Here is a 19,420-nt window from a genome sequence, read left to right as displayed (position 1 = left end):
ATCGGGTGTGAACCACACCCAGGCCAAAACACACAGCACAGCTGCGTTGAAGACAGTTAACAGAGGAAGGGCGAAGCGTCTCACTTTTGCCCTTTCAGAATGCCGAAGGTGAATTGCACAGCAAGGCGCGGCGCCACAGTGGGTTGCACGTTTTGCAGCCCCCCCACCAGTTGCACGTCCATCTCGTTGATCAAGATCAACGGCAGCTGACTGGACAATACCGCCAGAGCACTTTGCAGCGCCAGAAGGTCGCCATCGGCGCGAACAGACAGCGGAATGCGCTCAAACCCCTTCTCGACCTTGGAGGGCAGCACCTGGCTGCTGCTGATTTGCAAGCCCGCTGCGCTGAATATTTCGCGGATGCGCTGCTGCGCAGCGTTGCCCGCTTGCGCGGCATCCTGGCTAACGGGATACATATATTGCTCGCCCGCTTTTTGCACTTGCTCTAGCAGCGCGGCAATGTCTGCCTCTTGGGATGACAGGCCCAGCAGCCGAGCATGCCGAGGCTCCATCTTGTCTAACTGCGCCTGTGCGTTTTGGTGTTCGCCGTAGATGTAAACACCCAGTGCTACCAAGGGTGTAATCACCAGGGTGAGTGTGACCAATAGCGCGAGCAACTGGCGATTTTTTTGCATGTTCATGATGAAGCGCCCTTGCGCACAGGAGCAGAGGCTGGCGGCTGCACCGGCGCCGGAGGTGCAACACTCTTCCCACCAAATGAGGCGGACGCCCCAGCCGAAGCACCCACAGGAGCCACTGATGGGATTGCCTGTCCTGTCGGGGCTAGCAGCGCAGGCGTATCCGCTTTTGCACCCGTTGCCACCGGCGGCCCCGAGGCAGTAGAGGAGGGAGCCGGCGCAGCACTTGCAGCAAGCGCTACCGATGACGAGGCAGCAGAGGGTGCGGATCCGGAGGAGAGGGAAGGCGCGGATGCAGCGCCCGCGGGCACCGCCACAGGGCTTGCGAGCTGGGTGCTTTTTACGCCAAATACTTCGGCATCAAGGCTGAGCTCCACCGCAAAAACGTCCTTGCTTATATTGGCGAGACGGGTCGTGGCCGCAGGCGCACGCACCTCTTTGAAGCCTTGCACATCACCCAGACGCTGCATCAAAGCCGAAGCATTGCCCGTTTGCCCGCTGAAGATAAGCTTGCCGCCTTGGATCTTGAGACTCTGAAGCGCTGTGTCGTCGGGTAGCACTTGCGTCAATGTGTCCAACACCCGAAGGGGCTCAATGCGACCATTCGTCAGCTCAGACAATGCACCCAGCGATTCGACAGATGCCAACAAACGCTCACGCTGATGCACTACTGGAGCGGCAGATTTGACCAACGCTTCGTGGGCCTGCGCGGCCTCCAGTGCGCGGGTACGCAGTTGAATGGTAGGAGTGATGGCCAGCGCAGCTACCCCCAACGCCAACGTAGCGAGCAACACGAAGCCCCAGCGGCGGCGGCTTGCACCATGGGCCTCACGCGCAGCCTCTCCATAGCCTGGCAGCACTGCGGGCTGCCCATGGGCAGTCAACACCCAGACCTCTGCCCCGCTCCAATCCACCGACTGCCCGAGGGGGCCGGATTGAACCGCAGCCAAGTGCTGCGCAACTTGCTTGCGCGAGGCCAGCACCAGCTCGCACCGCTGGGCGGCATGTGCACCCTTGGATTGCAGAAGGCTGTAACCCCACACCATGTCTGCTGCATCAAATGGGCTGTTACTGCGCGCTTCTAGCGCCATGGCTGCCCGCGCGTCGTCTGCCGCCATGACGGGCAGTTGAATCGGCCTGCGCAGCACCAGCTCGTCAGGCAGCTCTATGGCCTTGAAGCGCGGAGTAGCGCGTGGACTGACTTGGCGCCCATCCTCCCACACCGATTGCTTTCCATCTGCCTGCAACAGCAATACCGGTGGCTGCGGCGTAAGCCATGCCAGCACAGGCCACTGGTGCACGTTGCGCCATGGTTCTCGCATGTCACGCCACAACAAGGCGATATCTACGCCCAAAAAGCGGGCATCCGATGAAATGGAAGGCATGTCTGTCAGGGAATAGGGCGATGTGGAGCGGGCTCGACATCACGTTGCGTATGGAATGTGGCCCACGGGAGGCCGTACCGCGGGCGGGGATTCAAATCGACATACCGAGCCACCAACATGGCGCCGCCGTCAGGCAGAGGCACACGGGCTTGAAGTCGGTAACGTCGCACCACGCCAGAGCCAATCAATCCGGCATCCAAGCCGGTCATGTCAAAACTCACCTGCCCCGAATCTCGTTGCGCGGCGATTTGTCCCGCCAGTTCGGCGTTACCACCCGCCAAAACAGCCAACACTCCAGGCGGAGCTGCCAGGGGATTGACCAAGCCAGCACCACGGATGTCTGCCGTAATAAGGCCGGAAAGTCTAGCATAGAGGTCATAACTCACCCCAGGCAGCCGCATGAGGTCCTCAATGGCTTCAAACCGCTTAAGCCCCCCTTGAGGCGTACGTTGCTGGCGGTAATCCACGATCGATTGGGCCACCGACTCAGCTGCAGCATCAGGCATGCCGCCAGCCACTGTAAACAATCGCGTCAACAGCGGCACCTGCGCTGCATTGATGTCAATCAACCCATTGAGTGGCATGACCTGCACCGCAATGGCCTGGCCCAGGTACTGCGTCTGTACCACGGTCAGACGATCAACCGCCTTGGACTCAAAGGCCATACCCTGCAGCACCAATTGGATGGCAGCATCACCTAAAGCGCCGGCCTGGGCGCTTTGCCTGGCCACAGAAAGCATGCGCGCTTCATCCCGCACATTGCGGGTCAGGCCTGTAACGATGATAGACAAGGCCATGACCATCCACAGCACAGCAATCAAAACGACACCGCGCTGATGCTGCGAGCGGGCACACAGACCTTTGGATGGATATGCAAACATACGCAACGTCAACGCCCCCCGAATGTGGCTGTACCAGAGGCAAAGGGATCGCTGGCGATGAGTGGCCGCATGGCCACCACCAAAGGAGGCCACGCGCTGTTGGCAGCCTCCATGGAGACGAGCACATGGGAAGGCAACCGGTCTTTGGAGGACCAGGAGGAGACCCATTCTGGTTTGTCCTGGGCCGCGTCTTGGTACTGCAAAGCGAAAGCGGCAACGTCGCGCACCAGGACTTCTGTGGTGGCCTGGTCCCAGGCGGTGGGCAGCAAAGGCTCGTCCAGCGGAATGAACTGGAGCACCAGTGCGCGCGCACCGCCCACATCGGCCAGTGCCAGCCTAAAGAACTGCCGCCCCGCTACCCCAAACCTAGCGGGCATGACCCCAGCCCAAACGAGTTCTTGCGGGCTGGCACTGAGCAAATACGGATTCTCATCGGCAGAGGCGATGCCCTGACGCTTTTGCCCCGAGATGCGCCCCAGCACGGATTGCAGAAAGCCGGTCACCACCCTAATTTCATCGTTGCGCGCCAGACGCTGGTCCACGCGTTCCTCCGTCTGGGCCGTGGTGCGCAGAGCCGACCCCAAGGCCAACACTACCAGCGACAGCAGTGTCATGACCACCAGCACCTCAATGAGGGTGAAGCCACGCAGCCGTGGCCCACTCAGCATAGGACCGCTCACAGCCGTGAACCCTCCAGCACTGCTGGCTTTTTCTGGGGGCGCAACGTAGCCACCTCCAATTGCTGCGGGCGTCCGCCACTAGACCAAGCGACGACCACCCGCACTTCATGAAGTGGAGTCGCCGCAGGCGCATTGATCTCTGTGCCATAGGGGCTCGTGGCCACACGCCAGTCAAACCCGGCCACGCTGCCCGTATCGGACCACCCGCCTTCGGGCACGGCATCGCGCATGGCCAAAATGGACTCAGCCAGCACCGTGGCGCGCTGGTAGCGCTCCATTTCACCCACGGCGCGCACGCTTCCACCTGCAGCGCGATACAGCATGCCCAACGCGATCGACATGATGGCAAATGCCACCAACAGCTCCAAAATAGTGAAGCCGCGTTGCGCGCGCGAACCGCAGGGCATCATGGCAACAATGCCTCTTGGGTCACGCGACCTGAAAGCCAATCCACCCGCAAACGCGTACCACTGCCCGAAGCACGGACAATTTCGATGCTCCCCCCAGTGGCGCCCCCTTGAGGAAGGAAACGGATAGAGGCAAGGCTCGGCCCAGCCATCTCTCCCGGAGCCACGGTAGCGCGCACATCTACAGAGGTGGGCAGTGGCCTGGGAGGGGCGCCATCGGCAGCGTACCAACGCTGGCGCAAGTCCACCGAAAACCGGACTTCGCGCCCTTCCGTCAAAGCCTTGTAGCGTGCAGCGCGCATCTGTCCCATCATGGTTCGCACGGTGTCGCGGTATTCAGACGAAGCCTTGAGGCGGTCAAAGGCCACTGGCGCAAGTCCGGCGAGCGCAGCCAGAATGGCGAACACTACCAACAACTCGACCAGCGTGAAACCGCGCGCTCTGCGCATGGGTGAGAGGCTCAAAACCTGGGTCAACAAGAATAAATGCCGCTAGCAAATTAGCCAGTGGCCAAATCAGGGCTTGTTGCGAACGTCCGCAGCTTCACCTTCACCGCCCTGCGCACCGTCAGAACCCAAAGAAATGATGTCAATGCCGCCACCAGCGCCGGGACTGGCGTAACGGTAGGGGTTGCCCCAAGGGTCTTTGGGCAGCTCGCCCTTGATGTAGGGGCCATTCCAACCATTCACAGAACCGGGGCGCTTCACCAGTGCGTCCAGTCCCTCTTCGGTGGTGGGATAACGACCTACATCCAGTTTGAAAAGCTCCAGAGATTTGTCCAAATCTGCGATCTGGACACCAGCCGTCTTGGACTTAGCTCCGCCCAGTTGGCTCAAAACCCGTGGCCCCACCAAACCCGCCAGCATGGTCAAGATAGCCAACACCACCAGCAATTCGATCAGAGTGAAGCCGCGAGCCTGCGGGCGCTGCGCCGAAGCGCGACGAAGGGTGCGAGTGAAAAGATTTGCCATGAAATGAGGCTCCTTGCGCAAACAAAATAAACAGTGGACCTATACGGCGAGGTCGTTGACGGAAAGTATTCCCATCAGGATGGAAACGATGATGGCGGCAATCAAGACGCCGAGCACCAAAATCAGCACGGGCTCCACCAGGGTCAAGAGGCGTTTGATGCCCGTTTCTACTTCGCGGTTCAGGATGGACGCCAACTCCAGCATCATGGGGCCCACGCGCCCAGTCTCTTCACCCACGCGAACCAAGTTGATGGCCAAGGGTTCAAAAATGCCTGTGGCCTGAATAGCCTGCACCACGCGCCCGCCCTCTTTAACAATGGGCGCCACCCGCACCAACGCTTGCTGCAACACCACATTCCCAACCGTGTCAGACGCAATGTGCAGCGCGGTGAGCATAGGAACGCCATTGCCCAGAAGGGTTCCCAGTGAGCGAGAGAAAAGTGTCAGCTGGTATTTCAGGGCAATGCGCCCCACCAGGGGCATGCGCAGCAGACGCGCTTGCCACCAGCGCTTGCCCGAAGGCGAGCGCAGCCACCGCGCCATCAGCCATCCACCTGCTGCGGCCACCACGCCGATCACCAGGCCATATTGGGTGAACGCCTTGCCCAAGCCCATCACGATGCGGGTTGGCATGGGCAGTGCATCGCCCATTTCTGAAAACAGCTTCTCAAACTGCGGCACCACAAAGCCCAACATCACGATCAGCGATAGCACCGCCACAGTGATCAAGATGGCTGGATAGATGGTGGCAGAGATCACACTTTCGCGCAGTGCACGCTGGCGCTCCATGTGCTCCACCAAACGGTCCAGCACTGCAGACATCTGCCCACTGGCCTCCCCGGAGCGGACCATGTTGATGTAGAAATCACCAAACAATTCCGCATGGACCTGCAATGCCCGGCTCAGTGGCGTTCCCCCTTTGACGGCCTCAAGAACGCCCTGCAGCAACGTACTGACGGCGGGCTTATAGCTCATCTCGATGAGCACACGCAGCGCGTTATCGAGCGCAAGCCCTGCCCGCAACATGATGGCCAACTCAGAAGTGAACGCCAGCACGTCTTTAGACTTGACCGGGCTCTTGTCCACCCGCGCCTTGGGTTGCTTGAACCCAGCAGATGCCGCAGCAGCCGCACTCGCATTGGCAGCCGTGGCCATGCCACTGCTGGCAGCCAATGCAGCGTCTTGCACGGCCAACGGCGTGAGCCCCCTGCCGCGCAGTTGCTTGAGCACAGCTGCCTCATTCGGCGCATCCAATTGCCCTGTGAGCACATTGCCGTCAGCGGCAGCGGCCCGCCAAAAATAATCAGGCATCGGATTGGTCCTGCGTCACGCGTGCCAGTTCGTCGAGGGTCGTCACCCCTGCAGCCACCTTGCGCAAGCCGTCTTCATGCAAGCTGAGCATGCCCGACTGCACTGCAATGCCGTTGAGTACGCTGGCGTCACGCCCCTCCAGCACGGCGCGGCGCATGGGCTCGTCCAGCACCAGCAGCTCATGGATGCCTGTGCGGCCACGGTAGCCAGAGCCTCGGCACTGGTCGCACCCCACGGGGCGGTACAGCAGTGTGTCGGGAGCGCAATAGCGTGAAAGGCCAGAGCTTTCGTACAGCGCAGACTCTATGGCATGGGGCTCTTTGCAGGCATCGCACAGCGTGCGCACCAAGCGCTGGGCCAGCACCCCATTGACCGCAGAAGTAATCAAGTAACGCTCCACGCCCATGTCCTGCATGCGGATGATGGCGCCCGCCGCCGTGTTGGTGTGCAGGGTGGAGAGAACCAAATGCCCCGTCAGGGCGGACTGCACCGCGATCTGGGCGGTCTCGCCATCGCGCATTTCACCGATCATGATGATGTCCGGGTCCTGCCGCAGGATCGAGCGCAGCGCGTTGGCAAACGTCAGGTTGATTTGCGAATGCACCTGGATTTGGTTGATGCCTTCGAGCTGGTATTCCACCGGGTCTTCCACGGTGATGATTTTCTGGGTGGCGGAGTCAAGCTTGGACAGCGCGGCATACAGCGTGGTGGTTTTGCCTGAGCCCGTGGGCCCGGTGACCAGCAAAATGCCATGGGGTTTTGCCAAAAGGGTGTTGAATCGCTCCAACGTGTCGCGCTCAAACCCCATTTTCTCGAGGTTCAGCCGAACGCTGGCGCGGTCCAGCACCCGCATCACCACGCTTTCGCCGTGCACAGTGGGCACGGTGGACACCCGCAGATCAAGCTCTCGCCCCTTCACGCGCATTTTGATGCGCCCGTCTTGGGGCAAGCGCCGCTCGGCAATGTCCAGGTGCGCCAGCAGCTTGACGCGCGAGTTCACTGCGGCGCTCAGCCGTGGTGGCACCAATTCTGCGTTGTGGATGACACCATCGACGCGGTAGCGCACGTGAAGACCATCATCGAAGGGCTCCAGGTGGATATCGGACGCCCGCATATCGATGACACGGCTGACAATGGCGTTGACCAACCGAATCACTGGAGCTTCGCTGGCCAGATCCTTGAGATGCTCTACGAAGTCGCCAGAGTCGCTGCCGATGTCCAAATCATCTTGTTCATCCTCGACGGCCTCATTGACAGGCTCGGCAAGCGCCTTCTCAATGTCGGTCTCTAACGCCAGGTGGGGTCGTATTACCAAGCCCGTGGTCAGGCGCAGCGCCTTGACGACAAAAGCGTCCTGGGGACGGGCCATGGCCACAGCCAACTCACCCTCAATCACGCTGAGGGGGTAAACGGCATTGGACTGCAAGAACTCTGGCAAAAGGCCTGGCACCTCTGGCGGCGACGAAGGAAATGCATCGGCCGTGATGAAAGGCAAGCCCAATTGCTGCGCCAAAGCGTGCGCTACGTCTAGCTCAGAGACCACACCGAGTTGCACCAGCACCTGGCCGAGCAAGCTGCCCATTTCTTGCTGGGCAGAAAGCGCACGCTCCAGATCACGCGCGCTCAGCTTGCCAGCCTTGACCAGCAGCTCACCCAAGCGCACACGCTCAGCAGCAAAAGAGGGCTCAGGTGTCGCAGCGGAAGTTAGGGTGGGGGTCATTCAAATTGCCGTCGATGTCTCTGCCACGCGCCAAAGCCTGTAACTATCTATGGATCGGTCACCTAGATAGCCATACGCACGAGCACTTGGCTTCTCGAAAGGGCCAGAGTGTAGCCGCGCACGCCCAACCCGTCGAAGAATAGAACGCCACCCCGCACAAGGGGGCAACCATACAAACAGGAGGAAAATAGGATGACTGCGCTGGCACTGTTTATATTTTTAGCTATAAATTACATAGCATTCAGCCTTGCTTGAGACTCACCAAGCCCGTCACCAGGGCAACCCGGGTAACAGCAGCCGCTCACCGCCGTCGAAGTCACCCCCCATCACCCGGCCAGACAAGCGCCCTTCAAGGCCCTTTGACCACTTTGCATAACGTTACGCCGCTTTACACCGCCGCCATGCCCATCACCCACCCTGCTGCGCCTGACGCCGCCCGCACCCCTCATCCGATGTCCCTCATCGCAACCACACTGGGAGGCTTGCTGGCGGTGACCGCAGGCGCTGGCGGTATGGTCCTGCTGCACATGCACTCAGGACAAGGGGCGCCAACACGCGACCCCATGCTGCTGGCACCCATGATCGGGGTCATTGAGCCATGCATCCTGCAGACAAAGACCACAGCCCTCACTGGCCCCGTCAGTGCAACGGGGCACGCCCCGGCCAACGCACTCGACACACTTGGAGTCAGCTGCAGCGGGGTGGCTGGATCTGCAGCCCCACTGGTGGAGTCGACCCTCTCTGACCTCTACCCAAGCGGAGCCCCGAAACCGCCCCGATACCCGGTGGGCTACACACTGCCCGTGCCGCTGCTGCAACTGTTTGAAGAAAAAGCGGGGAGCTGGCAACTGAACCAAGAACGCATTGCACGCCTGGCCCGCACAGTGCGCGACACCGACCGGCCCGTGGTGGTGTACCTGTTTGCCACGCACTTTGCGTCACACGCCCCTCTGGAGCAAGCGCTGGCCCAGGACCCGCGCAACCTCGCTCAAACCCGCGATGGCGCCATGCCACCGGGCAGCTACTATGGTGAGCCGGTGTACTACTGGAACATTGCCGACCCAGACGCCCCAGTGAACCTTCGCCGCAAAGAGGCGGCCAGTGCCATGGTGCAGGCGCTCTGCAGGCTAGAGCCCAAGCAACGTGCAAAGATCCACGCCATCACTTTGTTGGGGGAGGTACACCACTACTTCCCAGACTTTGAGACAGGCATGGGCTTTGGCATGCCCTATAGGGTCACAGACTACAGCCCCATCTCACAGCAGGGATTCAGGCGCTTTTTGCAAAACCGCTTTGGCCGCATTGAACACCTGAATCGGGCAGTAGGCGGGCAGTTTGCGTCGTTTGACAATGTTCTTCCCCCATCCAAAGACATTCGGACCGAGCCACTGGCCTACTTCAACGAGCACATCGACTCCTTTGCACAGGGTAGCCTGCCCGTCTCTGGCTGGGCATTTGCCCCTGGCAGGGACCGCAGCGGGTCATCGCTGAAGGCGCTGGTGTACCGCAACGGCGTCTTGGCAGGCAAAGCGCCCGTCTCGCTGAGCAGGCAGGATGTGTCGCAAGCCAAGCCAGAGTTTGGCAGCGTGAACACCGGCTGGCGCGTGGACTTGGACTTTCGCACCTGGCCCACCGGCGTGCACCAGCTGGACATCTATCTGCAACGCGGAGATGAACCGGCTTTCCACCTAGGGTCGCGCCGTGTTGCCATCATGGACCGCAGCCAAACCACCCCCCAGCCCCAACCCATGGCAGGCACGCTTCCCACGTCCACACCGCTCCCCTCGGAATGGCAGGCTTACATGGACGGCCCCGCAGAGCAAAGTTCTTATTACTACAACCCACTGGTCCCGCTTTGGCAAGCCTTCAGGGCGCAACAAGTGGCCGACTACATTGAGAATTTTGGACGGCAAGTGGTGCTGCCATCCTGCCTGGCTGGAACGCCAACCTACACGCACCAGATCATCCCCTTCACCAACCCCAGTTGGGACGCCCAAAAGTTTGCCGTGGAGACCTCTCTGGCAGGATTGCCCACCACGGGGCTGGGCGTGAGTCTTTACGGCGAGGCTGCATACGGAAATTCGTTTGCGCAGTGGTATGCACAAAGGCAAGCGACGGCAAGACCCACGGCACCTGGCAAGCCTGCATCCCAACAAGCCAATGGCTACGGCGTCACGGAGTTCCATCCACTCAAGCCCATGACTGCCAAAGCACTCATGCGCACACTGGACCAACACAGCCAACGGGGAGCGAAATTTCTGTCCTTCTTCATGGAGCCCCGCTGGGAAGGGCAACGTGTTGAGCGGGGGCACAACATTTTCTCGATCGACCCGCAAAACCCCCAATTTGGCTCAGACGTGCTGTATCCCGCTGTACAGAAGGCACTTGCTGGCGAAAGCCGCTAACCTGCCCCTCACACGGCAGCACCAGGCTCAGGCAAACACTTCGGCCGCAGACAAGCTGAGCCCCTGTGCATCCTTGGCCGACAACAATGGCTGAGCACCCTGAAGGCGCCAGTCAATGGACAGGGATGGATCGTTCCAGGCAATGCTGCGCTCAAACTGCGGCGCGTAGTAATCGGTGGTTTTGTACAAAAACTCGGCCATCTCGCTGAGCACCACAAACCCGTGCGCAAAGCCTGGCGGCACCCACAACTGGCGGTGGTTGTCTTCGCTCAGCTCCTCGGCCACCCATTGTCCAAAAGTAGGCGAACTTTTGCGGATGTCCACCGCGACATCCAGCACCGCGCCGTGCACCACGCGCACCAGCTTGCCCTGGGGTTGTTGGATCTGGTAGTGCAAACCGCGCAGCACGCCTTTGGCACTGCGGCTGTGGTTGTCTTGCACGAACTCGTGTGCGGTACCTGTGGCGTCATTGAAGGCCTTCTGGTTGAAGCTTTCGAAGAAGAAACCACGGGCATCACCGAACACCTTGGGTTCGATGAGCTTGACGTCGGGGATGGAGGTAGCAGTAACGTTCATGACTGAGAGATTTGGAATGAGGTAGGGGTTGAGTGCAGAGCCTTGACGGGCGCACCAATGACATCGGGGACAGCAAAGCCAGCGGGCGACAGGCCCTGCAGCCTGCGTTGGTGCATACAAAGGTATGCAGTCTCCAGATACCGGGTAAATCGCACGGTGTCAAAAAGAGGCGCCGTGGCGCGTGCCGCCTGCAAGTGAGACCGTAAACGTTGAAGCTCCGCAGGCTGGGTAGCCAAGCGAAGAGCCAATGCCTCGTAGTCAGCCAGCGAATGCGTTACCAATTCTGGCAAACCCACAGCATGCAAAAGGCTGGCAGCTACGCGACCAGCAAATGCCTGCCCCATGCAGGTAACGACAGGAACCCCTGCCCAGAGCGCGTCGCTGGTGGTGGTGTGGGCGTTGACAGGCAGGTTGTCCAGCAGCATGTCCGCATGGACATGGCGAGCCAGGTGCTGCGCCAGGGGCACGCCCTTGGCGAACACCAGCCGCATGGGCTCTACACCGCTGCGGACAGCTTCGCGGCGCAAGTTGGCTTGCACCTCGGGGTCGTCGCTGATGAGCCAGAGCACGCTGCCCGGCACCGCTTGCAGCAGCCGCATCCAGGCCTGAAAAAACGGACGCGTGACCTTATAGACGTTATTGAATGCCGCAAACACCACGCCCTGTGCAGGCAGCCCTTCATCGGCACGACTGGACGCAGTCACCGCCAAAGGCCGCTGGGTGTCGTTGACCTGGTAGCTATGCGGCAACTGCACCAGTTGTTCATCGTAGAGGGGCGCATGCTCAGCGGGGGTAACGATGGAATCACCGACCAGGTAGTCGAACACTGGTGACCCCATGGTGCCCGGGTAGCCCAGGTAGTTGACGATGATGGGGGCAGGCTTGCGCAGCAAGATGGCCGGGCGGCTGTCGCGGGTGTGGCCTTTGAGGTCCACGGCGATGTCTATCCCGGCCTGCACCATGCGCTCAGCCACTTGCGCGGGAGTGCAGTCGCGCACATCCCAGAACTGGTCAAACGCCCGGTGCAAACGCTTGCGCATGGGAGATTCGCTGTCCGGGCCAAAAGAGATTGCCACGGTTTCAAAACGGCCCTTGTCGTGCCGCTCAAACAGCTCTGCCATCAAGTAAGCGGTGGCGTGGTCGTGAAAATCTGCCGACAGGTAGGCCAACTTAATGCGCCCGCTGCCTGGCGGCTGGGAGGGCGACGGCACAGGCAACAGGCGGGGTGGAACCGCTCGCGTTGCAGCCAACTTGTCTGCCAAAAATTGCGCTGTACGGCGGTGCAGTGCCGGGTCATCTGCGAAGGCCAGGGCATCGAACGCTGGCAACAGCATATCCCCCTGGTCAAGGCACTGCTGGAGATGAGCAGCGGCTTCCTGCTGGGCAGACCAGTCACACAGCGCCCCGGCACATCGCCAAACGCACAGCCACGCGAGCCTGGACAGCCCAGGGTGAACGACCAGCGTGCGCGCCACCCGCAACCCATCGGCAAACTGCTTGAGCCCGTAACACGCACTGGCCCAAGACAGCTGTGCAGCCGGGTACTCGGGCGCCAAGGCCAGGGCGCGCTCGGCAGCCTCTTTGGCGCGCTGGCATTGGCCGGAATCCAAAAAGGCGGTCGCCAGGTTGTTCCAGGCCTTGGGGTCCGCAGGGTGCAGGCGAAGGCTTTTCTGCAGCCACCCTATCGCCTCCATCCAGCGCCCCTGCTGCCCCACCGCCGTGCCCAACAAGTGCAATGCCAGTGGATTGTGGGGGGCTTGCGCGATTGACGCTGCATAAGCTTGTTCAGCAGCTTGCAGCTGGCCACTTTTTTGCAGGGCGAGGCCTTGCTGCAGCAGGATGGTGGCAGGCTCTTGTGCTGGATTCATGGGCGGTCGGCTGACAAATCGGTTGGACCCGTTCAGTAAATTCTCTCTTTAAGCACCCGCATCAAATACTGCCCATACCCGCTCTTGGTGAGCGGCTGGGCAAGGCGTTCTAGCTGGGCGTCGTCGATCCAGCGCTGGCGCCAGGCGATTTCTTCCAGGCAGGCGATTTTGAGGCCCTGGCGGTGTTCCAGGGTGGCAATGAATTGGCCGGCTTCGAGCAGGCTTTCGTGGGTGCCAGTGTCCAGCCAGGCGTAGCCTCGGCCCATGATCTCGACGTTGAGCTGGCCTTGCTCCAGGTACAGGCGGTTCAGGTCGGTGATTTCGTACTCGCCCCGAGCGGAGGGCTTGAGGCCCTTGGCCAGGTCTACGACTTGGTTGTCGTAGAAGTACAGGCCGGTGACGGCGTAGCTGGACTTGGGGATTTTGGGCTTTTCTTCCAGGGACAGGACCCGGCCTTGTGCGTCGAATTCGGCAACGCCGTAGCGCTCGGGGTCGTGCACGTGGTAGGCGAAGACGCTGGCGCCCTCGGTGCGGACGCTGGCGTTGCCCAGCAGTTCATGGAAGTCGTGGCCGTGGAAGATGTTGTCGCCCAGCACCAGGGCCGAGGGGGCGTTGCCAACGAATGGCTCGCCAATCACAAAGGCCTGCGCCAGGCCGTCGGGGCTGGCTTGCACGGCGTATTGCAGGTTCAGGCCCCATTGGCTGCCGTCGCCCAGCAGTTGCTCAAAGCGTGGCGTGTCTTGCGGGGTGCTGATGACCAGGATGTCGCGGATGCCCGCCAGCATGAGGGTGCTGAGCGGGTAGTAAATCATGGGCTTGTCGTACACCGGCAGCAGTTGCTTGCTGATGGCCAGGGTGGCCGGGTGCAGGCGCGTGCCGGAGCCGCCGGCCAGGATGATGCCTTTGCGCTGGGAGGTGGATGGGGTCATGGGGGGCGGGTCCGTAAAGGGGCTTGGAAGTACGTGCAGAGGCGCACGGTGCGCCGCAGCCAATGTGCTTACAGGATTTCGGTCAGCATGCGCTCAACCCCGGCTTGCCAGTGCGGCAAGGTGAGGCCGAAGGTGGCTTGCAGCTTGGAGGTGTCCAAACGCGAGTTGCGGGGGCGCACGGCGGGGGTGGGGAAGGCGCTGGTAGGCACAGGCGCAATCTCTTTAGCTACGATTTTTATAGCTGATTGCGCTTTATTGGCGTGCTCTATCACGAATTTTGCGTAACCATTCCAGGTCACTTCGCCGCCTGCCACCAGGTGGTACAGGCCCGCGTCTTGCGGGCGCTGCTGCAGGTGGCGGATGGCGTGGGCGGTGACGTCGGCCAGCAGTTCGGCACCGGTGGGGGCGCCCCACTGGTCGTCGATGACGGTAAGGCGCTCGCGCTCTTGCGCCAGGCGCAGCATGGTCTTGGCGAAGTTGCCGCCGCGCGCGGCATACACCCAGCTGGTGCGCAGGATGAGGTGCTTGGCGCCCGATTGCTGGATGAGCTGCTCGCCTTCGAGCTTGGTGCGGCCGTACACGCTCAGGGGCGCGGGGGTGTCGGTTTCAACCCAGGGGCGGGTGCCGCTGCCGTCGAACACGTAGTCGGTGCTGTAGTGCACCAGCCAGGCGCCCAGGGCGGCGGCCTCGCGGGCCAGCACGCCGGGCGTGGTGGCGTTGAGCAGGCGGGCCAGCTCGGGCTCGCTCTCGGCCTTGTCTACAGCGGTGTGGGCGGCGGCGTTGACGATGACATCGGGCTTGAGGGCCCGCACGGTGGCGGCGATGCCTTCGGGGTTGGCAAAGTCACCGCAGTGGTCGGTGCTGTCATGGTCCAAGGCCGTGACTTGGCCCAGCACGGCCAGGCTGCGTTGCAGCTCCCAGCCGACCTGGCCGCCTTTGCCGAAGAGCAGGATGTTCATGCTGCGACCTCTGCCTTTGCGTCGGCTTGGTACTGCTTTTGCACCCACTCGCGGTAGGCACCCGACTGCACCTGCGCCACCCACACTGGGTTGTCCAGGTACCACTGCACCGTCTTGCGGATGCCGGTGTCAAAGGTCTCGGCGGGCTTCCAGCCCAGCTCGCGCTCGATCTTGCGGGCGTCGATGGCGTAGCGGCGGTCGTGGCCGGGGCGGTCCGTCACGTAGGTGATTTGGGTTTTGTAGCTCTGGCCGTCGGCGCGGGGGCGCAGTTCGTCGAGCAGGGCGCACACGGTGTTGACGATGTCGATGTTGGGCTTTTCGTTCCAGCCACCGACGTTGTAAGTTTCGCCCAGGCGGCCAGCTTCGAGCACGCGGCGGATGGCGCTGCAGTGGTCGCGCACGTACAGCCAGTCGCGCACCTGCATGCCGTCGCCGTACACGGGCAGGTTTTTGCCTGCCAGGGCGTTGACGATCATGAGGGGGATGAGTTTTTCCGGGAAGTGCAGCGGGCCGTAGTTGTTGCTGCAGTTGGTGGTGAGCACCGGCAGGCCGTAGGTGTGGTGCCATGCACGCACCAGGTGGTCAGACGCGGCCTTGCTGGCCGAGTACGGGCTGTTGGGCTCGTAGGTGTTGTCTTCGGTGAAGGCCGGGTCGGTGGCAGACAGGCTGCCGTAGACCTCGTCGGTGGAGACGTGCAGGAAGCGGAACGCTTCTTTTTTGATAGCTGGCAGCGCTTGCCAGTATTGCCTTGCAGCCTCTAAAAGCCTGAAGGTTCCGACCACGTTGGTTTGGATGAAGTCTTCGGGGCCGTGGATGGAGCGGTCCACATGCGATTCGGCCGCGAAGTTGACGATGGCACGGGGCTGGTGCTCGGCCAGCAGGCGCGCGAGCAAGGCGGTGTCGCCAATGTCGCCCTGCACAAAGACGTGGCGGGGGTTGCCCTGCACGCTGGCGAGGTTGTGCAGGTTGCCTGCGTAGGTGAGTTTGTCGAGGTTGACCACGGGCTCGTCGCCGTTGGCAATCCAGTCGAGCACGAAGTTGGCGCCAATGAAGCCGGCGCCGCCAGTTACCAAAATCATAGGAAGGGCAGTGTTGATACGCCTGCAGGCGAAGCTGGGGATTATCCCATCCACAGACACAGGCATGTAACGGGATTTACCGCCAGCCCGGATGGGTCTAGACAGCCTCACCTAGCCCATAGGCCAGCGCGCACCGTACAGTGCTTGTTGTGTGTATTCACTATCCCCGACAGGAGGCTCTCGATGGCAAGCAAGAAATCTTTTCCCTTTGGCACAGACGGCAACCCCTTGGGCGGCGTGCCGTTGAGCGATGCGGTCAAGGAATCGGCGCAGCAGATTTGGCTGGCGGGGCTGGGCGCGTTCTCCAAGGCCCAGGCAGAGGGCGGCAAGGTGTTTGAGGCGCTGGTGAAGGAAGGCACCACCCTGCAGCGCAAGACCCAGACCGTGGCAGAAGAAAAGATCACCGAGGCCACGCAGCGCATGGCCAGCGCAGCGGGCGAGATGGGCTCGCGCGCCGCAGGCCAGTGGGACAAGCTGGAGACGATTTTTGAAGACCGCGTGGCCAAGGCCCTGGGGCGGCTGGGCATCCCCACCGCGCGGGACCTGCAAGCCCTGCACGACCGCATTGACGCCCTGACCGCCGAGTTGGCCCAGGCCCGCAAGACCAGCGCCCCGCGCTCAGCCAAGGCAACCGCCAAAACCGCAGGCAGAACGACAGGCAAAGCCGCCGGAAAGACCGCAGGCAAGGCCACCCACCCCACACCCACCAAAAGGGCAGCGCCCCGCGCACGCAAGCCAGCGGCCAAGTAATCTCCAGCGCCGCACAACCCAGTCCACCGAATCATTGAAATCAGCGGTGCGTGAGAGTCCGCAGCGAGCGCCCGGCTGCGTTGCAAGCTGGCAGTGCAGCGGCACCGCGCCATGGGAAATCCCTAGGAAATTCCTTGGGGTATGCCGCACTGCAGCATTTTTGGCTGGGTTAGAGTAAGTGCCAGGGAGCTTCTAAGCGAGTCGCGGCGCCGTGTACCTCGGTAGCCTTTGGCAACGCGACGTGACAGCAGCGCCCCGGAGACACCTACAACACCGCAGGAAGGGGGCGACACCCATGGCCAAGAAAGCGCCGCGCCGTACGGCACAACGCATTCTGGAAGTGACGCTGGACCTGTTCAACCGGTTCGGCGAACCCAATGTCTCCACCACCCTGATCTCTGCCGAGCTGCGCATCAGCCCCGGCAACCTGTACTACCACTACCCCGCCAAAGATGCGCTGATCAACACGCTGTTCGATCAGTACGAAGCCGCGCTGAACGAGTTGCTGCAGGCCAGCGACAGCGTGCACAACGTGGAAGACGCGTGGTTCTTTCTGCACACCCTGTTTGAGCTGATCTGGCAGTACCGGTTTTTGTACCGCGACCTGAACGACCTGTTGTCCAAGAACCGCAGGCTCGAAACCCACCTGCAAGCCGTGCTGCAGCGCAAAGAGCACGCCGTGCAAACCCTGCTGCAAGGCATGTGCGCGGCCCAGGCACTGCACATGGACACCCCCACCCAGCACACCACCGCCACCAGCATGGTGGTGGTGCTGACCTACTGGCTCAGCTACGAATACGTGCGCGACCCACGCCACGCGCTGGAGCCCGCCAACGCCCAGCAAGCACTGCTGCGGGGCGCCCAGCATGTGCTGAGCCTGTTGCTGCCCTACCTGGATGCAGCGCAGCGCAACCACCTGCAGGCGCTGACGGGGGCCTACGCCCCACCCCAGGCCGAAGGCACAGCCCCCTGACCGCCCAAGGCCACCCGCACCCCACTCCACCCAAGCCCACAACAACACCGAGGAGACACACCATGGCCCACTGGACCCCCTTCCCCCACACCAGCGACTACGCCTGGGACGCCATCCGTGTGCAACAACAATGGGCCCGGCTGCACCTGGGCGATGCCGAGCCTTGCCCACAAGACCCCGGCGCGCTGCAGGCCTGGGTGCTGTTTCACAACGGCGAGTTCGAGCAGGCCGTGGCCGCCGGGCTGGCGGCGGGCGGCGCGGGCATCACTGCGGCCAACAAAGCCACGGCGGTGTACGCCACCTACCTGGAGCCGCGCGAAAAGACCCGGCTCGACCTGTTCATGCAGGTGGCAGAACGTGCCCAGGCCCAGGCTGCCGCAGACCCACAGCACGCCAACGCCTGGTACTGGAACGCCTATGCGCTGGGCCGGTATTGCCAGGGCATCAGCGTGGCCAAGGCCCTGGCACAAGGGCTGGGGCAGCAAATCAAAGAGTCGCTCGAAAAAGCCATCGCCTTGTCGCCCCGACATGTCGAGGCGCGCATTGCCTTGGGCACCTTCCACGCCGAGGTGATCGACAAGGTGGGCGCCTTGATTGGCGGCATGACCTACGGCGCCAAGAAAGAGGCAGGGCTGCAGCTGTTTGAAGAGGCGCTGGCGCTGCACCCTGGCTCGGCCATTGGACTGGTGGACTACGCCAACGCCCTGGTCATGCTCGAAGGCGAAGCCCGCATGGACGAAGCGACGGCACTGTACGAGCGGGCCGCCGCCTGCGAGCCGCTGGATGCGATGGAAGAGCTGCACGTGGCCATGGCCCGCACTGAGCTGCACGAAGAGGGTTGATGCCCACTACCCGGCGCGCCCTGGGGACTGCGCAGGGACAGCACGGTCTCACGGTCTGCGCCCTGGCTTCGACAAGCTCAGCCCGAACGGTTTGGAACGGGAACGGTTTGGGACGAGAACAGTAGATGTGAAAGCGGATGGCGGTGAGGGTTGAGGCGCGTGGATATGAGCTTGGCACGCCCCTGGCACCTCGCTCCCAATCAACCGCCAAAGCGGCGCGCTGCAATCTCCAAGAGGCCGTCAAAAATCAGGTTGTCCACCAGCTCAAACGGCCGGGTCATGCTGGGCGCCATCTTCCAGCCCGCGCCGCCGGTCATGATGCAGGCGGGCTCTTGCCCGCAGTGCTGCAGCAGGTGCTGGTACATGCGCTCCACGGCCCCGGCAATGGCATAGGTGCCGCCGCTGGTCAGGGCATCGCTGGTGTTGGTCGGAAAGGTCTGCACCTCGCCCGTGGGCACATGCAGCCCGGCGGTGCCGGTCTCCAGCGCGCGCAGCATGATGCCGTGGCCCGGCAAGATGAGCCCGCCCAGAAACTTGCCCTCAGCATCGATGCACTCCACCGTCACCGCCGTGCCCACCATCACCACCACCAGCGGCCGCGCGGGCCCTTGGGCCAGCACATGGTGGCGCGCGCCCACCATGGCCACCCAACGGTCCGAGCCCAGGCGCGAGGGGTAGTCGTAGCCGTTGGTGAGCCCCGCTTCTTCGGCCGACGACACCACCCACTGCGGTGCCACGTCCCAACGCACCATTTGCTCCATCTGCTCTTGCACCCGGCGCTTGGCAGCATCTCCGGCGACCACGCAGCCCAGCATGCGCGTGGGCACGGGCAATTGGGCCCAGCTGATTTCGGCCAGGCGGTCGATGTTGTCAAGGAACTCGGCGCCGTGCGCGATGAGCGCTGCGCCGGGGCGGTGAGCGTCGTACAACGCCCATTTGAGACGGGTGTTGCCGACGTCGATGGCCAGAAATGTCATGGGGCGGATTATCCCGAGTTTTGCCAAGCCCCTCGAAACGGGGGATACACAAAGATACAGGCACAGTCA

General features: G+C 62.2%; 19 protein-coding genes. 4 read left to right on the top strand and 15 right to left on the bottom strand.

Going from position 1 to position 19,420, the window contains the following annotated elements; all coding sequences use genetic code 11:
* Positions 1-80: 80 nt before the first annotated feature.
* From gspM to gspE, 9 genes are all read right to left on the bottom strand, one after another.
* A complete protein-coding gene (gene gspM / locus C8C98_RS10945; RefSeq protein WP_121454292.1) occupies positions 81-641 on the bottom strand; it encodes a type II secretion system protein GspM in 561 nt (186 codons plus the stop codon).
* The gene (locus tag C8C98_RS10940; protein ID WP_121454291.1) at positions 638-2,023 is read right to left on the bottom strand and encodes a PilN domain-containing protein; all 1,386 of its coding nucleotides are present in this window, start codon (positions 2,021-2,023) and stop codon (positions 638-640) included. Before C8C98_RS10940 ends, gspM begins: the two co-directional genes overlap by 4 nt.
* A 5-nt stretch (positions 2,024-2,028) precedes the next feature.
* Positions 2,029-2,904: a general secretion pathway protein GspK gene (locus C8C98_RS10935; RefSeq protein WP_121456193.1), complete on the bottom strand. Its 876-nt coding sequence runs from the start codon at positions 2,902-2,904 to the stop codon at positions 2,029-2,031.
* Positions 2,905-2,912: 8 nt separating this feature from the next.
* Positions 2,913-3,584 (bottom strand): prepilin-type N-terminal cleavage/methylation domain-containing protein, encoded by a 672-nt coding sequence (locus C8C98_RS10930; RefSeq protein ID WP_233574513.1) that lies wholly within the window; start codon positions 3,582-3,584, stop codon positions 2,913-2,915.
* Positions 3,581-3,994, bottom strand: coding sequence for a type II secretion system protein (locus C8C98_RS10925; RefSeq protein WP_233574512.1), 414 nt, complete (start codon positions 3,992-3,994; stop codon positions 3,581-3,583). The genes C8C98_RS10930 and C8C98_RS10925 overlap by 4 nt, the downstream gene beginning before the upstream one ends.
* Positions 3,991-4,440 carry a GspH/FimT family pseudopilin gene (locus tag C8C98_RS10920; protein ID WP_121454289.1) on the bottom strand — a complete coding sequence of 150 codons (450 nt, stop codon included), beginning with the start codon at positions 4,438-4,440 and terminating at the stop codon, positions 3,991-3,993. Before C8C98_RS10920 ends, C8C98_RS10925 begins: the two co-directional genes overlap by 4 nt.
* 66 nt (positions 4,441-4,506) lie before the next feature.
* Complete coding sequence (gene gspG, locus C8C98_RS10915) at positions 4,507-4,962, bottom strand: type II secretion system major pseudopilin GspG (RefSeq protein ID WP_121454288.1); 456 nt, start codon at positions 4,960-4,962, stop codon at positions 4,507-4,509.
* 39 nt (positions 4,963-5,001) lie between these two features.
* Positions 5,002-6,273 carry a type II secretion system F family protein gene (locus tag C8C98_RS10910; protein WP_121454287.1) on the bottom strand — a complete coding sequence of 424 codons (1,272 nt, stop codon included), beginning with the start codon at positions 6,271-6,273 and terminating at the stop codon, positions 5,002-5,004.
* Positions 6,266-7,993 (bottom strand): type II secretion system ATPase GspE, encoded by a 1,728-nt coding sequence (gspE, locus tag C8C98_RS10905; protein WP_121454286.1) that lies wholly within the window; start codon positions 7,991-7,993, stop codon positions 6,266-6,268. The genes C8C98_RS10910 and gspE overlap by 8 nt, the downstream gene beginning before the upstream one ends.
* Positions 7,994-8,394: 401 nt before the next feature.
* Between gspE and C8C98_RS10900 the strand changes: the two genes are divergently transcribed.
* Positions 8,395-10,398 (top strand): beta-galactosidase, encoded by a 2,004-nt coding sequence (locus tag C8C98_RS10900; RefSeq protein ID WP_121454285.1) that lies wholly within the window; start codon positions 8,395-8,397, stop codon positions 10,396-10,398.
* 27 nt (positions 10,399-10,425) lie between these two features.
* On the opposite strand, the gene rfbC is transcribed toward C8C98_RS10900, so the two are convergent.
* The 5 genes from rfbC to rfbB form a co-directional block, all read right to left on the bottom strand.
* Entirely contained in the window at positions 10,426-10,974 is a 549-nt protein-coding gene (gene rfbC / locus C8C98_RS10895; RefSeq protein ID WP_121454284.1) for a dTDP-4-dehydrorhamnose 3,5-epimerase, read from the bottom strand.
* Positions 10,971-12,842 (bottom strand): tetratricopeptide repeat protein, encoded by a 1,872-nt coding sequence (locus tag C8C98_RS10890; RefSeq protein ID WP_121454283.1) that lies wholly within the window; start codon positions 12,840-12,842, stop codon positions 10,971-10,973. The genes rfbC and C8C98_RS10890 overlap by 4 nt, the downstream gene beginning before the upstream one ends.
* A 32-nt stretch (positions 12,843-12,874) precedes the next feature.
* Positions 12,875-13,771, bottom strand: coding sequence for a glucose-1-phosphate thymidylyltransferase RfbA (gene rfbA / locus C8C98_RS10885; protein ID WP_121454282.1), 897 nt, complete (start codon positions 13,769-13,771; stop codon positions 12,875-12,877).
* 68 nt (positions 13,772-13,839) lie between these two features.
* Positions 13,840-14,730 carry a dTDP-4-dehydrorhamnose reductase gene (gene rfbD, locus C8C98_RS10880; RefSeq protein ID WP_121454281.1) on the bottom strand — a complete coding sequence of 297 codons (891 nt, stop codon included), beginning with the start codon at positions 14,728-14,730 and terminating at the stop codon, positions 13,840-13,842.
* On the bottom strand, positions 14,727-15,809 hold the full coding sequence (gene rfbB / locus C8C98_RS10875; protein ID WP_121454280.1) for a dTDP-glucose 4,6-dehydratase: 1,083 nt from the start codon (positions 15,807-15,809) through the stop codon (positions 14,727-14,729). Before rfbB ends, rfbD begins: the two co-directional genes overlap by 4 nt.
* 183 nt (positions 15,810-15,992) lie before the next feature.
* Between rfbB and C8C98_RS10870 the strand changes: the two genes are divergently transcribed.
* From C8C98_RS10870 to C8C98_RS10860, 3 genes are all read left to right on the top strand, one after another.
* Positions 15,993-16,559, top strand: coding sequence for a phasin family protein (locus C8C98_RS10870; protein WP_121454279.1), 567 nt, complete (start codon positions 15,993-15,995; stop codon positions 16,557-16,559).
* 295 nt (positions 16,560-16,854) lie between these two features.
* Positions 16,855-17,532 (top strand): TetR/AcrR family transcriptional regulator, encoded by a 678-nt coding sequence (locus C8C98_RS10865; RefSeq protein WP_121454278.1) that lies wholly within the window; start codon positions 16,855-16,857, stop codon positions 17,530-17,532.
* Positions 17,533-17,594: 62 nt separating this feature from the next.
* Complete coding sequence (locus C8C98_RS10860; protein WP_121454277.1) at positions 17,595-18,374, top strand: hypothetical protein; 780 nt, start codon at positions 17,595-17,597, stop codon at positions 18,372-18,374.
* Positions 18,375-18,574: 200 nt separating this feature from the next.
* Here C8C98_RS10860 and C8C98_RS10855 read toward each other — a convergent pair whose 3' ends face one another.
* On the bottom strand, positions 18,575-19,351 hold the full coding sequence (locus C8C98_RS10855; protein ID WP_121454276.1) for a type III pantothenate kinase: 777 nt from the start codon (positions 19,349-19,351) through the stop codon (positions 18,575-18,577).
* Positions 19,352-19,420: the final 69 nt, after the last annotated feature.

It is taken from the genome of Acidovorax sp. 106 (genome assembly GCF_003663825.1).
Lineage (GTDB): Bacteria > Pseudomonadota > Gammaproteobacteria > Burkholderiales > Burkholderiaceae_C > Acidovorax.
Note: the sequence above shows the minus strand (reverse complement) of the source record. Positions and strands in the feature narration are given on the sequence as shown.